The sequence below is a fragment of the Pseudomonas sp. S3_B08 genome (assembly GCF_054667725.1).
This window is the reverse complement of sequence record NZ_CP162750.1, coordinates 3,276,511-3,293,869: the sequence shown is the minus strand read 5'-3', so window position 1 is coordinate 3,293,869 and position 17,359 is coordinate 3,276,511. Positions and strand designations below refer to the sequence as shown.

Genomic DNA, 17,359 nt, shown 5'->3' with positions numbered 1-17,359 from the left:
GTGATCTGGACAGCGCCAGCGGCGAGTTGAACGCCATTGCCACGACCATGGCCGGCGGCACCAGCGAGCAATTCAACCGCACGGATCAAGTGGCCACGGCGATGAATGAAATGTCCGCCACGGCGCAGGAAGTCGCCCGTCACGCCGCCGATGCCGCGCGTGCCGCGGACGATGCCGATCAGTCGGCGCAGCAGGGTGAAAAGGTCATGCAAACCACCATTCACTCGATCACGCAGATGCGCGGCGAAATCGCCAACACCGCCACGGTGATCCGTCGACTGGAAGCCGACAGCGGTCGTATCGGCAAGGTGCTGGAAGTGATTCGTGGCATCGCCGAACAGACCAATCTGCTGGCGCTCAACGCGGCCATCGAAGCGGCGCGGGCGGGTGAGGCCGGGCGTGGTTTTGCCGTCGTCGCCGATGAGGTGCGCAACCTCGCTCAGCGCACGGCGGAGTCGATCATCGAGATCAACCAGATCATTCAGAACGTGCAGACCGGCGCTGTCGATGCCGCGCAGGCTATCGAGAGCGGTCAGGCGCGCAGTGATGAAAGTGTCGAGCAAGTCACCCAGGCCGGCGCGATGCTGGAGCGCATCACCTTGGCGGTGGAGGCGATTCGCGACATGAACCGTCAGATCGCCACAGCGGCAGAAGAGCAGACTTCAGTGGCCGAGGATATCTCGCGCAACCTGACTGAAATCACCGCGATTGCCAGCACCAACCTGGACAACGTGCAGCGCACCGAAAGTGCCAGTCAGAATTTGCATGGGTTGTCGGGGCAGTTGAATGAGGTGACGGCGCGGCTCAGTGCCTGATTTTGGCTGGCGGTTTGTCAGCCCCTCACCCTAACCTTCTCCCAGAGGGAGAGGGGACTGACCGTGTTGATTGTTCGAGATTCGCCGACCTGAAATGCCGAGGCGTACTCAGGCTGGTAGTCGTTTGTGATGGCTTTTTAATTTTGAGGCGTACTCAGGCTCCGAAATTTGCCCGATCTGCTCCCTTTCCCCCTCGCCCCCTTGGGGGAGAGGGCTGGGGTGAGGGGGTAAAGTTTTCACTGACAACTCATCAACAAAGCCAAACGCAAATCATAAAAAAACCGCACGATCCTAAATCGTGCGGCTCTTTAACAGCGGTCTATCAAGTATCTTGCTTGTCGCTCAGCACTTTACCGGTGGTGGCATCAAAGTCCACGTCGAACTCTTTGCCGTCAGCAGTTTTAAGTTCAACTTCATACTCATAACCATTGAAGTGGTTATCCAGGTCGGTGTCGGTAATCGTTGCGCCCGGGTGCAGTTTCAGTGCTTCGGCGTTCATCGATTCCAGCGACTTGATCTTGCCGTCCTTGACCAGTTGCGGGATCTGGTCGATGCGAACATCAGCCTGAGCCAGGCCAGCGGTGAGGGTCAGGGCAGCGGCGGTAAACAGGGCAGTCAAAGTTTTCATCGGTTCATTCCTTGGCAGTGCGTTGAAGTGGTTGATCTGTGTAAGTGGGTTCAGATTAACCAGCGCAACTTAATTCACCCTTAAATCTCTGCTCCGCGATAAAACTGCTCTTTGCGCGAACGAGCCTGATCGCGAAGCAGGCGACTCGATTACAAATCAGAAACCGTTCTTCTTCAAAACATCGTCAATGCTGCCAGCCGCCGGACGCTTATAAAACTTCAACAGTTCACTGGCGCGGTTGGTAAAGATGCCGTCGACACCCGCCGCCATGACTTTCTCGTAGTCCACCGCCTCGTCGACCGTATAAACATGCACCAGCATGCCCTGATCGTGGGTGTACTGATTCATCCATGGCTGCACCAGGTCGGAGTAACTCTGGTCACCACCATGGGTCAGCTTCGCGGAAGGGCCGGTGCCGATCGCGCCCTGGGCCTTGGCGTAATCGACCCATTGCTTGAATTCCGCTTCGGATTTTGGCTCCTGCTTGCCGTAGAAAACGTTTTTGTCTTTCTCGCCGGAGGCGGCAAACGTCACCGCAGATTTAGGCTCGATGCTGCCTTCGCCGACCCACAACAGCAGGATCTTCGGCACTTGCGGCATTTCCTTTTCCAGCAATTGCAGGCTGTTCTTATCGAAGGTCTGCAGGATCACCTTGCCTTTGCCCTGACCGACGCCCAGCGCACTTTTCGCCAGTTTCGAACCGGCCGGGCTCAGCCAGCCGCGATCCTGCAGTTTTTCCTTCAGGTCATGTTCGATGCCGGGAAACAGCTGCGGCTCTTTGGTTTCGATGTACAGGCCCGGCTTGTGCTGCGGGTTGGCGCGGGCGATGTCGATGATTTCATCGAGGGTAAGAATTTTCAGCCCGGCGTAGGACGGGCGTGCGCGGTCAGGGTATTTGGTGTTGAACCAGCTGCCGGCATCGAGGGTTTTCAGTTCGGCCATGGTGAACGCGGTGGCCGGGCTGTCCTTGCGCTCGGGGAATTTGCTGGCGACGTCGGTGGTGCGTTGCAGGTTGTCGTCGTGCAGGGCGAAGAGCACGCCGTCCTTGCTGCGCTGCAAATCCATTTCCAGGTAATCGGCGCCGAGGTCACGGGCCAGTTTGTAGGCCGCAGCGGTGGATTCCGGGGCATCGAACGACGCGCCACGGTGGGCGATCACCGCAGGATGCGGAATGCCATGGGCGGCAGCGATTGCCTTGGGCTCGGGATGGCTGGCGGCATGCGCCTGACCGAGGCCGAACAACAGACTCAGCACCAGAGCGCTTCGGGTAAAAGTGGCAGGCATGGTCGAGTTCCTTTCGCAGGTTTTTTTCGAGACGTACCTTTTAACAATTGACGCGCCGCAGGGCTATCGCCAGACCGACATAAAGCGAGCAAAACGGAAATTTCCTGCACTTTTGTGGCGCTGTTTGCAGTACGCTTGCCCACGGCAGACGCCCCGGCAGAGGGCGCACCGCTGCGTTGCCCTGCGTGTAAACCATCATCATCTTTCGTGAGGTTTACCATGCGCATCACCTCCCAACTCATCTGCCAGGCCGCCGACGATCTCAAAGGCTTCGTCGGCCTCAATCGCAAGACCGGCCAATACATCGTGCGCTTCAGCGAAGATTCGTTCGGCATGGACGTGGCCGACGACGGCATCATCCCGGCCAGTGAATTCGTCTGGGCGAGGGCGTCGGAAACCACCATGACGCTCAAGCGCGAGTTGATTCAGTTGCTGCTCGATCAACACATCGACGACCGCATCAACATCACCGAACCCTTACGGGTTTACATGAGCAAGGTTGAAGTGCCGGAGATTGTTGCGGTGCGGAGTCTGGTGCGCGGTTGAAGTTTTGCTGTGTGGTTGCGGGCCTCTTCGCGAGCAGGCTCGCTCCCACAGGGATTTCGTGAACGCCACAGATCCAATGTGGGAGCGAGCCTGCTCGCGAAGGCGACCTTAGTTCTGGCACACGTGAGCGTGCAACTCGCTGGTCAGTCCTTCGATGCGCTCGGTGAGGGTTTTCGTCATTTCGGTAAGGCGGGTGTTTTGTTCCAGCAATGCCAGCAATTGCGCGGAATTCTTCGCCGCCTCTGCCTGACGTTCGGTATTGGCCAATGCCAGAGCTTCGCGGTGCTGCGCATCGGCGTCGGCCTGCGCTTTGTCGCGCGCGGCCTGACGGGTTTGTGCAAGCAGGATCAATGGCGCGGCGTAGGCCGCCTGCAGGCTGAAGGCCAGGTTCAGCAGGATGAACGGGTAGACGTCGAATTGAGTCACGCCCCATACGTTGAGGCCGATCCATACCGCAACGATCAAGGTTTGCGCGCCAAGGAACAGCGGCGTGCCGAAGAACCGCGCAAAGGCTTCGGCGCGCAGGGCGAAGGCATCGTTGCCGAAGGTCGTATTCAGGTGGGCGTGGGGGCGGTGAAAGCGCAGGTGATCGATCGGGGCGTTGGATACTTCGGGTTTTTCGTTATTCATGGGGCACTCGGCGGGGCTTGGGACGTGTCGTCACTATAGCTCTGCGTTGTGGCTGCCGACCTTCGCGGGCTGCCCACGAAGGTCGCGACTCGTTCTATCGACCCTGCACAAACCTCAATTCGGCACCCGCTCATTGGCAAACATGCTCACCGCATCCACCGCCTCACTGGCGCCGTCGCGAATCTGCAGAATCACCGTGCCGGCCTGATTGGCCAATTCCACACCTTCTGCGGCGCGGTCGCGGGTGCCTTGCATGCTTTTGATCGCTTGCCGCGTTTCACTCTGGATCAGACTGATCATGTTCGAGATCTCGGCAGTAGAGCCGCTGGTGCGCGCTGCCAGTTGCCGCACTTCATCGGCGACCACGGCAAACCCGCGACCCTGTTCACCGGCGCGTGCCGCCTCGATGGCCGCGTTGAGGGCGAGCAGATTAGTCTGATCGGCGATCGCGCGGATGGTGTTGACGATGGCGGTGATCTGCTCGGAACGGTCGCCCAGTTGTGCAATCAACGTCGAAGATTGGCTGATGTCCTCGGCGATTTCGCGCATTTCGCTGGCAGCCTGCTGAATCACTTGCGTGCCTTGCTCGGCGACTTTTCGCGTTGCTACCGAGATGTGGTAAGCGGTGCTGGCACTGCGCGCGTCCTGCTCGTGCTGCTCGACACGGGCGGTGACGTCAGACGCGAACTTCACGACTTTGTACAAGCGCCCCGAAGCGTCGTACACCGGGTTGTAATTGGCCTCCAGCCAGACGATCTGACCGCGCTTATCCACGCGCTCGAACTGCCCGTGGAAGAACTCGCCCTGATTCAGGCGGCGCCAGAAATCCTGATAGGCGCCGCTGTTGACCAGCGCCGGCGTGCAGAACAGGCGGTGATGCTGGCCCTTGAGCTCTGCGAGGCTGTAACCCATGCGCGTGAGAAAATTCTGGTTGGCGGTAAGAATATTGCCGTCGAGATCGAACTCGATCACCGCCATCGCGCGATCGATCGCCTGCAGCTTGGCGTTGGCCTCGTTCTCCTGCTGCACCTTGGCGGTGACATCCATCGCGTACTTGACCACTTTGATCACCCGTCCCGACGCATCCTTGATCGGGTTGTAACTGGCCTCCAGCCAGATCGGCTGGCCTTTGCTGTCGACCCGTTCAAAAGTGCCGGACTGGAACTGACCGTTTTTCAGGCGCGACCACAACTCGGTGTATTGGGCACTGCGCCCGAACTCAGGTGTGCAGAAATGCCGGTGCGGCTGACCAATCGCTTGGGCAGCCGTGTAACCCATGGTCTTGAGGAAATTGTCATTGGCACGCAACACCACGCCATCAAGATCGAACTCGATCACCGCCATCGAACGGTTGATCGCTTCGAGCATCGCGGCCTGGTCAAAAACGGTGTGTTGCAGTTCAGCGAGGGCGGCTTTCTGGCGATTGAAAAACATGCTTGCGATACTCGGGAAGTGGGGAAAATCAAAAGGATTCAGTCCCTATTCCTGCGCCGGCAAACCGAAATGCACAGGCGGCATTCGGTGGTGACTGCTCAATGCCAACGTTCCGTTACTGGCAGATGGCTACTTATACAAAACTTAATAAAGTTGTACAAGAAGGGAATTTTTCGCGAGGTTGTATAACTTTTTACGAAATTAGTTGTACACGGCTCGACGAGCCGGTGATTCACCGCTGATACAGTGCCAGGAACATCTCCAGCGCCGACTCGGCAACTGCATTCTGCGCGTCTGGATCAAGGGCCGCGCGACCCAGCGAGATCTGCGGCCAGAACGCGAATGCCTTGAGCAAACCTTGTACTTGATGCGCGGCAAATTCCGGATCCACCGGTTTGAGCCGTCCGTCGGCTTGCGCCGCGCGTATCCAGACGGTCAGGCCTTCCTCGCGCTCGCCCATGCGCTCGATCATATTCTGCGCACGTTCAGGGGAATGAATGGTTGCGGCAATCGCTACCCGGGCGAGGGTGAGAAAATTCTCGTCAGCCATCATCTGCACTTTTTCTCGCAGCATCAGGCGCAGCTGCTCATGCAGTGGTTGCTCGCGGTTGTAGCTCACCGATGGCTCGGCAATGATCCGCGCCCACAACTGATTCAGGATCTCGGCGAACAGCTCTTCCTTGCTGGGGAAGTGGTTGTACACCGTACGCTTCGACACGCCGGCCGTAGCGGCGATCTTGTCCATGCTGGTGATTTCGAAACCGTGGGCACGGAATTCGGAGATGGCCGCCTGGATGATGGCTTCGCGTTTGCGGTCAGTGAGGCGTTGTGGAGCGGTCATGAGCGGGCTTCGGCAGAGAGGAATGAAATTACACTCGGCAGTTTACTTGGCGTCGGCTTTGATGCAACCTAGAAACTACACCGCTCAGTGTAATGTTGCGTTAATCCTCGCACCTTACAAACCAGAGCGTTTGGCCCTTGCGTGCAGCTTGGCCATTTTCATTTCCCATGGAATACCGTGCAGCACACGGTTTTTCGGAGTCGTTCAGTCATGGCCAATCCAGTCTCTCTCCCGGATAACACTCCCACGCCTGAAGCCTCGCGCCAGGATCAAGGGCTGTTTCGCAATCATGCGCCGGTACAGCGCGAAGGGCTACGCAAAATGCTGCGGATCATGTGGAACATGATTTTCCACAAACCGCGCGACACCCGTCCGAGCGCCGCCATTCCTGTGCAGCCGCTGACCCGTGAAGATCTGCTCGCAGCGCCCAATCACAGCGTTTACCGCTTGGGGCACTCGACGCTGTTGCTTAAGATGCGCGACAAATTCTGGATCACCGACCCGGTCTTCGCCGAGCGCGCCTCGCCGGTGCAATGGGCGGGTCCGAAACGTTTTCATCAGCCACCGATCAGCATCGACGAACTGCCACCGATCGAAGCGGTGATCCTCTCGCACAACCATTACGACCATCTCGACTACGAAGCGGTACTCAAACTCGCCGCCAAAACCACTTACTTCCTGACTCCGCTGGGCGTGGGCGACACCCTGATCAAATGGGGCATCGACGCCAGCAAGGTGCGCCAGTACGACTGGTGGCAGGGCACCGAAATCGCCGGTGTCCGCTTCATCGCAACCCCATCGCAGCACTTCTCCGGCCGTGGCCTGTTCGACGGTAACAGCACGCTGTGGGCGTCCTGGGTGATGATCGACGCCGACACACGAATCTTCTTCAGCGGCGACAGCGGTTACTTCGATGGCTTCAAACGCATCGGCGAACAATACGGCCCGTTCGACCTGACCCTGATGGAAACCGGCGCCTACAACGTCGAATGGCCGCACGTGCACATGCAGCCGGAAGAAACCCTGCAAGCCCACATCGACCTCAAGGGCCGCTGGCTCTTCCCGATCCACAACGGCACCTTCGACCTGGCCATGCACGCCTGGCACGAACCCTTCGACCGCATCCTTGCGCTTGCATGGGAACGCAGTATCGCGATTACCACACCGCGAATGGGGGAGGCGTTCAACATTGCGCATCCACAACGGGGGAGTGCGTGGTGGATGGCGGTTGAAGAGGAGAGTGATGCGGTGGTACAGAACGCATGAATCCGTTCAGTTGGTGAGGGGCGTCCCCCTCGCCAGCTTAATCAGCCATCGCAAAATCCCCACGCCCCACCGATTCCCCTGCCATACCCTGCGCCCTGACACTGCGCCCCGGTGCGAACCCCGGAAAGAACACCAACCCCTGCGCTTCAAACCGATAAGCCAGTGCCAGTCTCGCGGCGTCCGCCACGTCCTGCTGCGCTTCGAACCGCTGGATATCTGCCACCGCCACCTCGGCCTCGCGCGACAGTTGTTCAACGCTCCAGCCCAGCATGGCGCGGGCCTGGACGCAGTGGGTCGGGGTGAACTGGAAAAGGGCAATGCGTTCGAGGACGTGGTTCATCGCAAGAGAGGCCATGGTGTGCTCCGGGCTCAAAAGTGCTGATTGAAAATGTACTGTGTTTTTGTACAGTTGTTTTCGGCCGGGATCAAATGCATTTTTCGAGTTTGCCTAGTTCTTCGGCTCCAACCAGACGGACGGTGCCTGTCCCAGCACTCGCCGAAACATCGTCGAAAACGCCGCCGGGCTCTCGTAGCCGAAGTCCAGGGCAATCCGCGTCACCGCTTCCCCCGCCGCCAACCGTGCCAACGCCTGCACGACGCACGCCTGCTGGCGCCACTGACGAAAGCTGAGCCCGGTCTGCTGCCGAAACAATCTGTTAAAGGTACGCAAGCTTATGTGTAACTGGTCGGCCCAATCCTGCGGCGATTGATGGGTATTGGGCATGTTCAGAAAGGTCTGACACAGACTGAGGAGCTTTCCTTCGGCTGGCATGGGGATGTGTAGGGCAAGGGGCGCGCTGCGTGTCAGTTCATGCAACAGCAAGTTGATCAGCACACCGTCGCGTCCGCCCTGGTCGTACATCAGTGGCACGTCCACCGCGTCCATCAACAAATGCCGCAGCAGCGGCGACACGTTGAGCACTTGGCAGTCCGGCCCCAATTCCACGTTTCCCGGCTCGATATACACACTGCGCGTGCTTACCCCGAGCATCAATACCTCATGGGCCACGCCCGGCGGAATCCACACCGCGCGTTGCGGCGGCACCACCCAATTACCGTTCCGAGTGCTGACTTGCATCACGCCGGTGGTGCCGTAAAGCAATTGCCCACGGCGATGCGTATGAAACGGGAGTAGGTGGCCGTGGGAATAATCGGTACCGATGGCCACGACCGGGCGAGGCGTGTCATCAAGCTGATTGATCGAAATATTGCGCATCAGGCGTGTTCCAGTGATTGGCGTAAACGCGAACATTATTGGCCCAACTACTGAAGCCGGCCAGTGCATCACGCTCTAATGTCCTGGGCTCCCCCGATCCTGGACGCCCACCATGTTCTACCTCCTGCTTACATTGTTCGGTTGCCTCGCCGGCATCAGCGCCGTGCTTTTCGGTTTCGGCGGCGGCTTCGTCATCGTGCCGCTGCTCTATCGCATGCTCACCGCCAGCCACGCAGCTGACGACCCCATTGCCCAGTCGGCCATGCACATCGCCGTGGCCACCTCGACCTGCGTGATGATCGTCAACGCCTTGATCGCCACACGCAAACACCAACGCGCCGGCAATCTGCTCCGGGACTACCTCTGGCCATTGGGCGGGTTTATCGGCGTGGGCGCGGTCGTCGGCGCCATCGCTGCGATGTGGGTCAGCGGCCAAGTGATTCGCTACGCCTTCATCGCCTACCTGGGCGTGACCATCGTCGATTGCCTGCTGCGTCGCGGATTTCTCACCCAGTCCCAGACGACAATCCCACGGCGACTGACCACGACGGAAACATCCGCCGGCGGCGCAGGCATCGGCGCCATCGCGACCTTCCTAGGTGTAGGAGGAAGCGTCATGACCGTGCCGCTGCTGCGCCGCTGCGGGCTGAGCATGTCGCAAGCGACCTCCATGGCCAATCCGCTCAGCGTCCCGGTGGCGTTGGCGGGGACTTTGACGTACATGGCGCAGGCCGGTTTCACTGAGTCTGATTTGGGCGTTTGGTATATCGGGTATGTCGATGTGCTGGCGTTTGCGCTGCTGACGGTTGGCTCGTTGCTGGGGATCAGATTGGCTTCGCGATGGATTGGGCTGATACCGGATCGGGTGCATGCCTGGATCTATATTGGTTTGCTGATCGTGGTGCTGCTGAGCATTTCGCTCAAATGAATCGTTGATTGGCGCAGGCGAAAGAAATCAGAATCGGCGGCAGAGCGTTGCCCTCCAGTCTTCAGCAGAGAACCAGGATGTTGATCTTCAATTGCACCGAAGCCGCCAGCAAGTTTTTCAGCCGTGTTCATAAAGGCCAAACGATCACGCCGGTGGACACCAAACCGCCGTCATCAGTTATTGAGGATGATGAGCTGAACGGCGCGGACGAACAGTGGTTGGTTCATGCGATCACTGTGCAGCGCAAACATGTGTTGTTGGTCCTGCACATCAAAACCCGCTATTGCGTGATCCTGGCTGATGCCAAAAAGGCCGACGCCGAAGGGTTTGTAGCGTGGTTTAACGAGCGTTGGCGCGAAGGTCTGATCCGCGATGCAATCAATCATGACCTCATGCAATGGGTTGATGCGGGGACAATGACCGATCGTCTCGAGCTGAGTCGCGAGTATCGTTTTTATCGCCGTGGCCATCGCAGCGCACAAAAGCACATCGAACAAGTCGCCTGGTTTTTCGAGGATTGCGCGGCAGAGTGGGGCTGTTTGCCCCAAGGCGAACGTGCAGCTATCGGTTTCGATGCGCGGATGAACTCGCAAATTCGAAACACCAAGGACCGAGAAGATTACTTTCGCCCTGATGAAGAAATGCTCGCTCATTGGCTGCGCCAGTATTGCGGAGTGGAAGATCTGGGCGTTCAGGCTGCAGTTGAGCGACGCAGGGAGGCGGAGCGGGAGATTCGAGCGTTTGAAGAAGGGGCACGCATCAACTGAGCGTCATTCCAACCCCGGCGCTTCACGAATAATGAAGTGATCCAGGTTCTCGATATTGGCATTGAAGACCTCGAAAGGTTTTTCGGGGTTCTTCTTGCCGGGCACCTGCTTCAACTCCGGCGTCACCCCATAGAAGAAACAGAACAACGCCTTGTCGCTATCCACAGCGTGCTTGATCTCTTCCAGAAACGCCTTGCGCTTGCGGTAGTTGTCGATCAGCTTCTTGTTCAGATAAACGCTGACCGGATACGGCTTCTTCTTGCTGTCTTCGGGTTTCTTGAACCAGACCTTGTCCTCGAAATCGATACGAAAACTGGCACCGTGGAAGTCCTCGATCTTCTTGATCCGCCCCCAGTAGATCAGCCCCTTGTTGTCCGTCAGATACTCGATCTTCTTGAAGAACGAACTATACGGCGCCGTATGCTCACCAATCTTCAACGGCATGCGCTTGAGCAAATCCTTGTCGGCGAAGTTGGAAACAAAACACTCCACCGGATGCGCAAACACACTGGTCTTGTCCGGCGCCGACTCACGACCCGCCGACTCTTTACCACTGTCCGCCGCCGCCCGAACCGGATCATCGCGCAACACATCCGCCACTCCCGCGGGCGCGACAGGCTTGCGCACATACTCACGCCGGGTCAGCAATAACTCCGACGGGAAATGCTCCTCACGCCCGTCATCCACCTCGCCATCCGCCGTCTCAACGCCAGACGCCGACGCCTTCAAACTCACATACGGACAACCCGCCACATGCTGCGTCGTGGGCAGATTCTTGAAGTGCGGCGTGCGCACGTAATTCACATTCTTCGCGTTGAACGTACCCAACTCGTTGGAAGCCTCGAACGCCGGGCGACAGGCATCGTTGGGGCACAGGAAGTGTTCCTTCGCCGAGTCAAACGCCACAGTCTCATCGAAATTGAGATCGCGAACGTCATAGATCGACAACTTGTCGTCGAGGCTGAGGCAGTAGGCGAGATCGAATTTCATGGTGGGGCTCGGATCCTTGAGTGGGGGAGGGGTATTAATAGCGGGAGGCGGGGTAGGTTGCACTGATTGTTTTCAGGATGATGCGGGATTTGTGGGAGGTAGCCTGCTGGCGATTCTCGGCATCGACTCAATACCCAATCCCGACTCCCGGCCGGCAGCAACACATTTCAATTGTGGTGAGGGGATTTATCCCCGTTGGGCAGCGAAGCTGCCCCAAGGATTATTGGCCACAAAAAATCCGCTGCTGGAAAACTCAAACAGCGGATTTCTGAAACCATCAGCCTCCACGCAACAATCGCGAAGCCTTGCGCCACCAGGACTCATGGCGATTGAGCGAATTATCTGCGAGCAAACAAGGCATATCCCGCAATCGAATCCACGGCTCATCCTGCCAGTGCAAAGTACTCAGCGACATCTGCGGCCAGCTCAAAACACTCAGCGTTGGCCGCTCTACAGCTCGCGCCGGACGAGCGTCACGCAGCGTAGGCACAACCTGATGCGTCAGCCACTCACGAAGCTGCCGATACTCAGGACAGTAGTGATATATCAACAGGGCATACACGCCGGACTCACTCACCATCATGTGGTCCTCAGCTTCGCCATAGGTCTCTACGCGCATCATCTGCCGCTGATCCGCGTCGAGTTTGCGCAATTGGCGCTCATCAAGATGTTTGCCCATTAATCGGCCCAGCTCATGGACACAGAACCATGCTTGATTCTCAACCAGAAGGGCGTGCAGGTGGGTTTTGTTGCGGATGAAACGAGTAGGAAGAAGTGGTTCAGACATGGCATGCCTCCTGACCTAGAGGCACGTGATTCGAACGGCTGGTACAGCGATTCACCTTCATCATGAAGGTTGGATAGTCAGGCATTTCCATTTACCTCTGGCTGCTTTCTTAGGGCATTCGTTAGGGTGTCGGGAGCTAAGAAACCCACCAGAGACGGGCCGGACATATTCCCCTTTCGGGTCTTGTATTCGCCCACTCCCGACATAACGGGATTTTTCGCAGGCGTAGAGAAACCGCAGACGAAAAAAAGCCGCATGACTATCGGGTGCGGAAGACCGCTCTGGTTTGTAGAGTTTCTTAGGCTCGGAGCTGAGGGTAGGGGCTTCAAGGATGGTCGTCAACCAGCGACTTTTCCTACCGTTCCTGATGCGAAAGGGAACCTGGACAAAGACGCAGAGTAAATTATGCTGTGTATATATCCAGTATTTGATCGCCATTGAATCCCCCAATACCCATGTCCGTGTCGCCACGACTCGTCTCACGGAATCCAGGAAATTTCATTTACTTTGAAGTTTTGCGGGATAGAATGGCGACCATTCGTCACAGCTTTGACCCAGAGGAATATCGGGCTCATGAATCTTTTTGAAACACCGTCTTTTGAATCCTTGAGCGAAACAACCTCGGGTTCGTACGAGCCTGATACTCATCCCGTGACTGACCTAGCGCTGCTGCACAAGCTCTTGGAGATCTACGACCAAGGGCAACTGGCCGAAATTCTCAACGACGTAAGCCCGAGTCATTGGTGCCGTGAAACCATCAATCGATGGATCAAGGGAAAGGCCTCGCCGAAGCTCTCTCACATTGAGTTCACTCGTCTGAAGGATCTGCTGCCCAAGCGCTTGAACCACAGACCTTCATTTACCTTTATCGATCTCTTTGCCGGCATTGGCGGTATCAGGAAAGGGTTTGAAGCCATCGGTGGCGAGTGCTTGTTCACATCCGAATGGAATAAGTACGCCGTTAAAACGTACAAGGCGAACCACTACTGCGATCCTGCTCGTCATCGCTTCAATCTCGATATCCGCTCGGTCACGCTTTCAGACAAGCCCGAAATCAGTGACGAGGAAGCCTACAAGAATATTGATCGTGAAATTCCGGATCACGATGTTCTGTTGGCAGGCTTTCCATGCCAGCCGTTTTCGCTTGCAGGTGTTTCCAAGAAGAATTCCTTGGGGCGTAAGCACGGTTTCGAGTGCGAGACCCAAGGCACTCTGTTTTTCGACGTGGCGCGGATAATTGCCGCGAAACGCCCGGCCGCATTCTTGCTCGAAAATGTGAAAAACCTGAAAAGCCATGACAAGGGCAATACGTTCCGGATCATCTGCGAAGCGTTGGATGAACTGGGCTACGAGGTTGCAGATGTCAACGCGCCAAAAGGCTCAGACCCCAAGGTCATTGATGCCAGACACTTTGTGCCGCAGCATCGTGAGCGAATCGTGCTGGTCGGCTTCCGACGCGACTTGAATGTTCACCAAGGATTCACACTGAGCGACATCAGTAAACTCATACCGAAGCAGCGACCTAGCTTTGGTGACTTGCTTGATAAGGAAGTGGACGAAAAATACATCCTTACACCGAAGCTTTGGGATTACCTCTATCGGTATGCGGAGAAGCATCGTGAGAAAGGCAATGGTTTTGGCTTTGGCCTGACTCGTCCAAACGATGTTGCTCGTACACTCTCGGCGAGATATCACAAGGATGGTTCGGAAATCCTGGTTGACCGCGGCTTTGTCGATACCTTGGACTTCAACAGTGAATTGAATCAACTCCATCGCCCTCGTCGACTGACACCCCACGAGTGCTCGCGTCTGATGGGTTTTGACAAGCCGGGAGAAAGCAAGTTTGTGATTCCTGTATCCGATACCCAAGCGTATCGACAGTTTGGTAATTCCGTGGCGGTTCCTGTTTTTGAGGCGGTGGCTCGTTTGATGAAGGACCGCATTTTGGCGGCGAAGGAAAAAACTGCTGACAAGGAACGCCCGCAGTTGGAGTTTGCTCTTCCTGAGTAATCAGTCGCACCGCCTTCGCTCTCGATGATTGATACGCAAAGACCTGGCACCAGCTGCAGGGCTTTGCGACATCACATTATCCCTCCGCTTGAGGCTTCTCTTAGAAAGGTAATTCTGCGAATCTGTCGGAGATACTTTCCTTTCGTCTCCTCAATTGTTCAGCGGCCTTACCCATGACAAGCTTTTCCCAATGGATTGAAGACAAAAATCAAGATGAATGGTGGATATTCATCAAGCGGCTTTCAGCCAACGACACAGGTCTAACGGGGGGCAACGGGGTAGGTATTTATGTTCCCAAAGCTGTTGTAGCGACAGCGCTACCCTCCATTTCGAGCACTTGTTTCAAGAATCCTGATTGCAGTCTGAGGGCACAGGTCTCGTCACATGGTTTTCCGGAACAAACTCTGAGAGGCATTTACTACAATAATTACCATTTCGACGGGGCAGGATCTCGCAACGAACATCGTTTAACGCGATGGAATACTGACGTTAAAAACAGCCCCGCCCAAGATCCCGAAAATACGGGAGCATTAGCGATCTTCGCATTCCATGTGCCACATTTGGATCAGGATTCCGAGTTCCTGGATATCTGGATTTGCAAAGGAATAGATGAAGAGGAGTTTGTCGAGAATAAGATAGGTGAGGTGATTCCTGGAAGTTCGCTTTTTGAAAGAGGGGATAGAGTATTTGCTGGTTTCGCTGCTAGTTCAGATAAAGAGCCTAGCAATGTTGTAATCCCCCCACGATGGGAGGATAGGTTTCCTAGCGGTGAAGAAATCATTGCCTACCTGGCGTCAGTCTTTCGTTTTAATAAGATAACACCTGATGAACTTATTCTAGAAAGACGTGAAAACGAGTACAAACTATTCCGTCAAATTGAAGAGTTACACGTACTGCATCGAGTTCAGAATGGATTCGGTTCTGTTGACGAATTCATGCAGGTTGCAAACTCGGTGAGTAATCGCCGAAAGTCAAGGTCTGGTAGGTCGCTAGAGATACATCTTGAACACCTTTTTCGTCAGTTCGGGCTTAAGGCTTTCAGTACCCAGTGCAAAACTGAAGGTAATAAGCGACCCGATTTTATCTTCCCCTCATGCGCTGACTATCACAACCCAGCGTTTCCGGTTGACAGCTTGCGTATGTTGGCGGTGAAAACAACGTGTAAGGATCGATGGCGTCAGGTTATTAATGAGGCTGATAGAGTGGTCGGAGTTCATCTGTTTACACTTCAGGAGGGCGTTTCTCCCCATCAATTTGAAGAGATGAATGCCGCGAACGTGAGGTTAGTGGTACCTAAACCGCTACATGCAAAGTACCCGGAGGCGATGCGTAGTGCTCTTATGACTTTGAATGATTTCATCGAGGAAACTAAATCCATTTATTGATGTGCTTGGATCTTTCCTGCTTGATAGCGAGCGCAAAGGAAATTTTTGATAGGGGGGCGAATGGTAGATGTCGTAGATAGCACAACGAGATCGCGAATGATGGCTGGGATTCTCGGAAAGAATACTAAGCCTGAAATGGCCATTCGACGTTACCTGCATGCTTGTGGATATAGATATAGACTTCATCGTAAAGACCTCCCAGGTAAACCTGATTTGGTCATGTCGAAGTACAGGCTTGTGATATTTGTTCATGGATGTTTTTGGCATCGGCATAGTAATTGTGTATATGCAACATCTCCCAATAATCGTCCAGATTTTTGGGAGGAGAAGCTAAATGGGAATGTTTTCAGAGACCAAAGACAGGTTTCAGAATTAATATCGAAGGGATGGAGAGTTCTCGTTATTTGGGAGTGTGGCTTAAAACATCAGGTAGCTGAGCTAGGGGGAGTGCTGGAGAGAGTTAACAATTTAGATAAATTTTTTCAGCAGTGGCCAGAAAAACCGCCAAAAGCTAAAGTTTGAAAGTCAAGTTTTTATTGTAGATCATTTGGGCTGCTAGAGGGTTTTAAAGGTGACATCCATGTCTAAGGTATCTAGCTGAGGCGATTTTCTAGCAAGGTATCTGTAGTGAGGGGCGAGTTTAAATTACCATCCAATAGCCTTATTATGTTTGGGGTGAGATTGTCTTTGCCGTCTGCATAACGGCCAATAACATGAAAAAAGTTTCTGGGTATTCGGTAGTAGTTGGCTTTGCTAGCCCCGCTAAATGAGGTTTTTGATGGCGCTTTTTTTAAGTCGCCTTTCATTATGGCGTTTATTTTGTCAGGGGTTAATACTGCGCCAATCACCAAAGTATTTTTTCTTGCATCTTCGTCTACGAATAAGTAGCCAGGGTCTTCTTGGTCGGTCCAACGAGGTTTGACCAAAATAAGATGTAGTGTATTGAGGCCTTGGTCGGCCAAAAGTTTAATAATGTTTGCCTGTCCCTCGTTTATGCCGAAAGATAAGCAGTAGCGATTGTTCGTGTTGTTTATTTTCTCGAAGAACTCATAGTTGTCAATTGGGTACTTGTGTTTTAGCTCGAATTCCCAAAGTTTTCCTTTGTACCGAAAAATTCTATCTAAATCCCAGCCCGATCGGAAGAAGGGTTGAATTATATGGTTTTTAAATACTCGTGGAAGTATTACATCTCTTATGATTCTTTTGTTGTATGCGGGGAGAAGGCGGCCCAATATTGATGATAATTGTCGCTCGTTGTCTTTTGATTCTGCGTTTACTTGCGGAAATTTGATTTCTTTATCGTTGGTTATTTTTCTTTTTTTACATAAATATCGTTGTAGTGGGAGCCATTTGGAACTTCCGGGTTTTTGTGTGTGAAACTTCATGTTCTCTTCTTTGCAGAGAAATGTAGTGCTGGCACAGCCTTGGGAAAGGTTTTTTAGGATGGATATGAAGTCCTCAATATCAGAGTTATCTCTTTTCCATATAAAATTGCAGTATTGTCCGAGCGCGTTGCTGTGGTCGTCGGGTATACCCCTTACTATCAGTGTGACAACATCTAGTAAAACTATTGAATCTTTTAGAAAAGGGCTGGATATAAACTGTTCTGCGACATATTCAATAACCAAGCCCTCCAGTAGTTGGTGTTTTTCTCTAGTTAAAAGTGACTCGTTGGATGTCAAGTTTGCGAGGTCAATCTCTTCAGGAAAATAACCCAGTGGTGTGTACTGTGCGTCGTCAACGTTGATCTGTTGAACTACATATTTATTTTGCATGTGATGCGCTTGACCCTAAAGCATGTGTGTAAAAGTACTAGATATTTTATGCTTGGC

18 protein-coding genes are annotated in these 17,359 nt (G+C 54.5%); 8 read left to right on the top strand and 10 right to left on the bottom strand.

Translation table 11 applies throughout. The annotated features are described in order from the left end of the window. Positions 1-47 precede the first annotated feature (47 nt). Positions 48-815 (top strand): methyl-accepting chemotaxis protein, encoded by a 768-nt coding sequence (locus AB4N73_RS14895; RefSeq protein WP_409258734.1) that lies wholly within the window; start codon positions 48-50, stop codon positions 813-815. A 322-nt stretch (positions 816-1,137) separates the two neighbouring features. Here the strand turns inward: AB4N73_RS14895 and AB4N73_RS14890 are convergent, their stop codons facing one another. Both AB4N73_RS14890 and AB4N73_RS14885 read right to left on the bottom strand, forming a co-directional pair. Beyond that, positions 1,138-1,443: a PepSY domain-containing protein gene (locus AB4N73_RS14890; RefSeq protein WP_016773566.1), complete on the bottom strand. Its 306-nt coding sequence runs from the start codon at positions 1,441-1,443 to the stop codon at positions 1,138-1,140. 156 nt (positions 1,444-1,599) lie between these two features. Beyond that, positions 1,600-2,727, bottom strand: a complete 1,128-nt coding sequence (locus tag AB4N73_RS14885; protein WP_353188040.1) for a glycerophosphodiester phosphodiesterase — start codon at positions 2,725-2,727, stop codon at positions 1,600-1,602. A 219-nt stretch (positions 2,728-2,946) separates the two neighbouring features. Between AB4N73_RS14885 and AB4N73_RS14880 the strand changes: the two genes are divergently transcribed. Then, positions 2,947-3,273, top strand: a complete 327-nt coding sequence (locus tag AB4N73_RS14880; RefSeq protein ID WP_056788026.1) for a DUF2025 family protein — start codon at positions 2,947-2,949, stop codon at positions 3,271-3,273. Positions 3,274-3,381: 108 nt separating this feature from the next. Here AB4N73_RS14880 and AB4N73_RS14875 read toward each other — a convergent pair whose 3' ends face one another. The 3 genes from AB4N73_RS14875 to AB4N73_RS14865 form a co-directional block, all read right to left on the bottom strand. After that, positions 3,382-3,903 carry a DUF1003 domain-containing protein gene (locus AB4N73_RS14875; protein ID WP_041479221.1) on the bottom strand — a complete coding sequence of 174 codons (522 nt, stop codon included), beginning with the start codon at positions 3,901-3,903 and terminating at the stop codon, positions 3,382-3,384. A 114-nt stretch (positions 3,904-4,017) separates the two neighbouring features. Continuing rightward, a complete protein-coding gene (locus AB4N73_RS14870; protein WP_056788027.1) occupies positions 4,018-5,337 on the bottom strand; it encodes a methyl-accepting chemotaxis protein in 1,320 nt (439 codons plus the stop codon). 232 nt (positions 5,338-5,569) lie between these two features. After that, positions 5,570-6,178 (bottom strand): TetR/AcrR family transcriptional regulator, encoded by a 609-nt coding sequence (locus AB4N73_RS14865; RefSeq protein WP_460142246.1) that lies wholly within the window; start codon positions 6,176-6,178, stop codon positions 5,570-5,572. Between the two features lie 210 nt (positions 6,179-6,388). Here AB4N73_RS14865 and AB4N73_RS14860 point away from each other — a divergent pair, with 210 nt between their 5' ends. After that, positions 6,389-7,444: an MBL fold metallo-hydrolase gene (locus AB4N73_RS14860; RefSeq protein WP_460142245.1), complete on the top strand. Its 1,056-nt coding sequence runs from the start codon at positions 6,389-6,391 to the stop codon at positions 7,442-7,444. 37 nt (positions 7,445-7,481) lie between these two features. Here AB4N73_RS14860 and AB4N73_RS14855 read toward each other — a convergent pair whose 3' ends face one another. Both AB4N73_RS14855 and AB4N73_RS14850 read right to left on the bottom strand, forming a co-directional pair. Beyond that, positions 7,482-7,799 carry a helix-turn-helix domain-containing protein gene (locus tag AB4N73_RS14855; protein WP_056788034.1) on the bottom strand — a complete coding sequence of 106 codons (318 nt, stop codon included), beginning with the start codon at positions 7,797-7,799 and terminating at the stop codon, positions 7,482-7,484. 93 nt (positions 7,800-7,892) lie between these two features. Further along, the gene (locus AB4N73_RS14850; RefSeq protein ID WP_460142244.1) at positions 7,893-8,660 is read right to left on the bottom strand and encodes an AraC family transcriptional regulator; all 768 of its coding nucleotides are present in this window, start codon (positions 8,658-8,660) and stop codon (positions 7,893-7,895) included. Between the two features lie 112 nt (positions 8,661-8,772). Between AB4N73_RS14850 and AB4N73_RS14845 the strand changes: the two genes are divergently transcribed. Together AB4N73_RS14845 and AB4N73_RS14840 are read left to right on the top strand one after the other, a co-directional pair. Further along, a complete protein-coding gene (locus tag AB4N73_RS14845) occupies positions 8,773-9,588 on the top strand; it encodes a sulfite exporter TauE/SafE family protein (protein ID WP_460142243.1) in 816 nt (271 codons plus the stop codon). 77 nt (positions 9,589-9,665) lie between these two features. Continuing rightward, the gene (locus AB4N73_RS14840) at positions 9,666-10,355 is read left to right on the top strand and encodes a DUF6933 domain-containing protein (RefSeq protein WP_252878743.1); all 690 of its coding nucleotides are present in this window, start codon (positions 9,666-9,668) and stop codon (positions 10,353-10,355) included. Between the two features lie 3 nt (positions 10,356-10,358). Here the strand turns inward: AB4N73_RS14840 and AB4N73_RS14835 are convergent, their stop codons facing one another. Then, a complete protein-coding gene (locus AB4N73_RS14835; RefSeq protein WP_460142242.1) occupies positions 10,359-11,345 on the bottom strand; it encodes a hypothetical protein in 987 nt (328 codons plus the stop codon). 277 nt (positions 11,346-11,622) lie between these two features. Beyond that, on the bottom strand, positions 11,623-12,132 hold the full coding sequence (locus tag AB4N73_RS14830; protein ID WP_252878742.1) for a BRO-N domain-containing protein: 510 nt from the start codon (positions 12,130-12,132) through the stop codon (positions 11,623-11,625). Positions 12,133-12,705: 573 nt separating this feature from the next. On the opposite strand from AB4N73_RS14830, the gene dcm reads away from it, so the two are divergent. From dcm to AB4N73_RS14815, 3 genes are all read left to right on the top strand, one after another. After that, on the top strand, positions 12,706-14,142 hold the full coding sequence (gene dcm / locus AB4N73_RS14825; RefSeq protein WP_460058877.1) for a DNA (cytosine-5-)-methyltransferase: 1,437 nt from the start codon (positions 12,706-12,708) through the stop codon (positions 14,140-14,142). 173 nt (positions 14,143-14,315) lie between these two features. Further along, positions 14,316-15,527 carry a type II restriction endonuclease gene (locus AB4N73_RS14820; protein WP_252878740.1) on the top strand — a complete coding sequence of 404 codons (1,212 nt, stop codon included), beginning with the start codon at positions 14,316-14,318 and terminating at the stop codon, positions 15,525-15,527. Positions 15,528-15,587: 60 nt separating this feature from the next. Then, positions 15,588-16,049, top strand: coding sequence for a very short patch repair endonuclease (locus tag AB4N73_RS14815; RefSeq protein WP_252878739.1), 462 nt, complete (start codon positions 15,588-15,590; stop codon positions 16,047-16,049). Positions 16,050-16,120: 71 nt separating this feature from the next. Here AB4N73_RS14815 and AB4N73_RS14810 read toward each other — a convergent pair whose 3' ends face one another. After that, complete coding sequence (locus AB4N73_RS14810) at positions 16,121-17,302, bottom strand: hypothetical protein (RefSeq protein WP_460142241.1); 1,182 nt, start codon at positions 17,300-17,302, stop codon at positions 16,121-16,123. Positions 17,303-17,359: the final 57 nt, after the last annotated feature.

Bases quoted from the DNA above. Each gene is read 5' to 3' on its own strand.
- AB4N73_RS14820 (WP_252878740.1), top strand. From the start codon at position 14,316: ATGACAAGCTTTTCCCAATGGATTGAAGACAAAAATCAAGATGAATGG.
- AB4N73_RS14895 (WP_409258734.1), top strand. From the start codon at position 48: ATGGCCGGCGGCACCAGCGAGCAATTCAACCGCACGGATCAAGTGGCC.
- AB4N73_RS14810 (WP_460142241.1), bottom strand. From the start codon at position 17,302: ATGCAAAATAAATATGTAGTTCAACAGATCAACGTTGACGACGCACAG.
- AB4N73_RS14875 (WP_041479221.1), bottom strand. From the start codon at position 3,903: ATGAATAACGAAAAACCCGAAGTATCCAACGCCCCGATCGATCACCTG.
- AB4N73_RS14860 (WP_460142245.1), top strand. From the start codon at position 6,389: ATGGCCAATCCAGTCTCTCTCCCGGATAACACTCCCACGCCTGAAGCC.
- AB4N73_RS14880 (WP_056788026.1), top strand. From the start codon at position 2,947: ATGCGCATCACCTCCCAACTCATCTGCCAGGCCGCCGACGATCTCAAA.
- AB4N73_RS14845 (WP_460142243.1), top strand. From the start codon at position 8,773: ATGTTCTACCTCCTGCTTACATTGTTCGGTTGCCTCGCCGGCATCAGC.
- dcm (WP_460058877.1), top strand. From the start codon at position 12,706: ATGAATCTTTTTGAAACACCGTCTTTTGAATCCTTGAGCGAAACAACC.
- AB4N73_RS14865 (WP_460142246.1), bottom strand. From the start codon at position 6,178: ATGACCGCTCCACAACGCCTCACTGACCGCAAACGCGAAGCCATCATC.
- AB4N73_RS14890 (WP_016773566.1), bottom strand. From the start codon at position 1,443: ATGAAAACTTTGACTGCCCTGTTTACCGCCGCTGCCCTGACCCTCACC.
- AB4N73_RS14850 (WP_460142244.1), bottom strand. From the start codon at position 8,660: ATGCGCAATATTTCGATCAATCAGCTTGATGACACGCCTCGCCCGGTC.
- AB4N73_RS14830 (WP_252878742.1), bottom strand. From the start codon at position 12,132: ATGTCTGAACCACTTCTTCCTACTCGTTTCATCCGCAACAAAACCCAC.
- AB4N73_RS14840 (WP_252878743.1), top strand. From the start codon at position 9,666: ATGTTGATCTTCAATTGCACCGAAGCCGCCAGCAAGTTTTTCAGCCGT.
- AB4N73_RS14855 (WP_056788034.1), bottom strand. From the start codon at position 7,799: ATGGCCTCTCTTGCGATGAACCACGTCCTCGAACGCATTGCCCTTTTC.
- AB4N73_RS14835 (WP_460142242.1), bottom strand. From the start codon at position 11,345: ATGAAATTCGATCTCGCCTACTGCCTCAGCCTCGACGACAAGTTGTCG.
- AB4N73_RS14870 (WP_056788027.1), bottom strand. From the start codon at position 5,337: ATGTTTTTCAATCGCCAGAAAGCCGCCCTCGCTGAACTGCAACACACC.
- AB4N73_RS14885 (WP_353188040.1), bottom strand. From the start codon at position 2,727: ATGCCTGCCACTTTTACCCGAAGCGCTCTGGTGCTGAGTCTGTTGTTC.
- AB4N73_RS14815 (WP_252878739.1), top strand. From the start codon at position 15,588: ATGGTAGATGTCGTAGATAGCACAACGAGATCGCGAATGATGGCTGGG.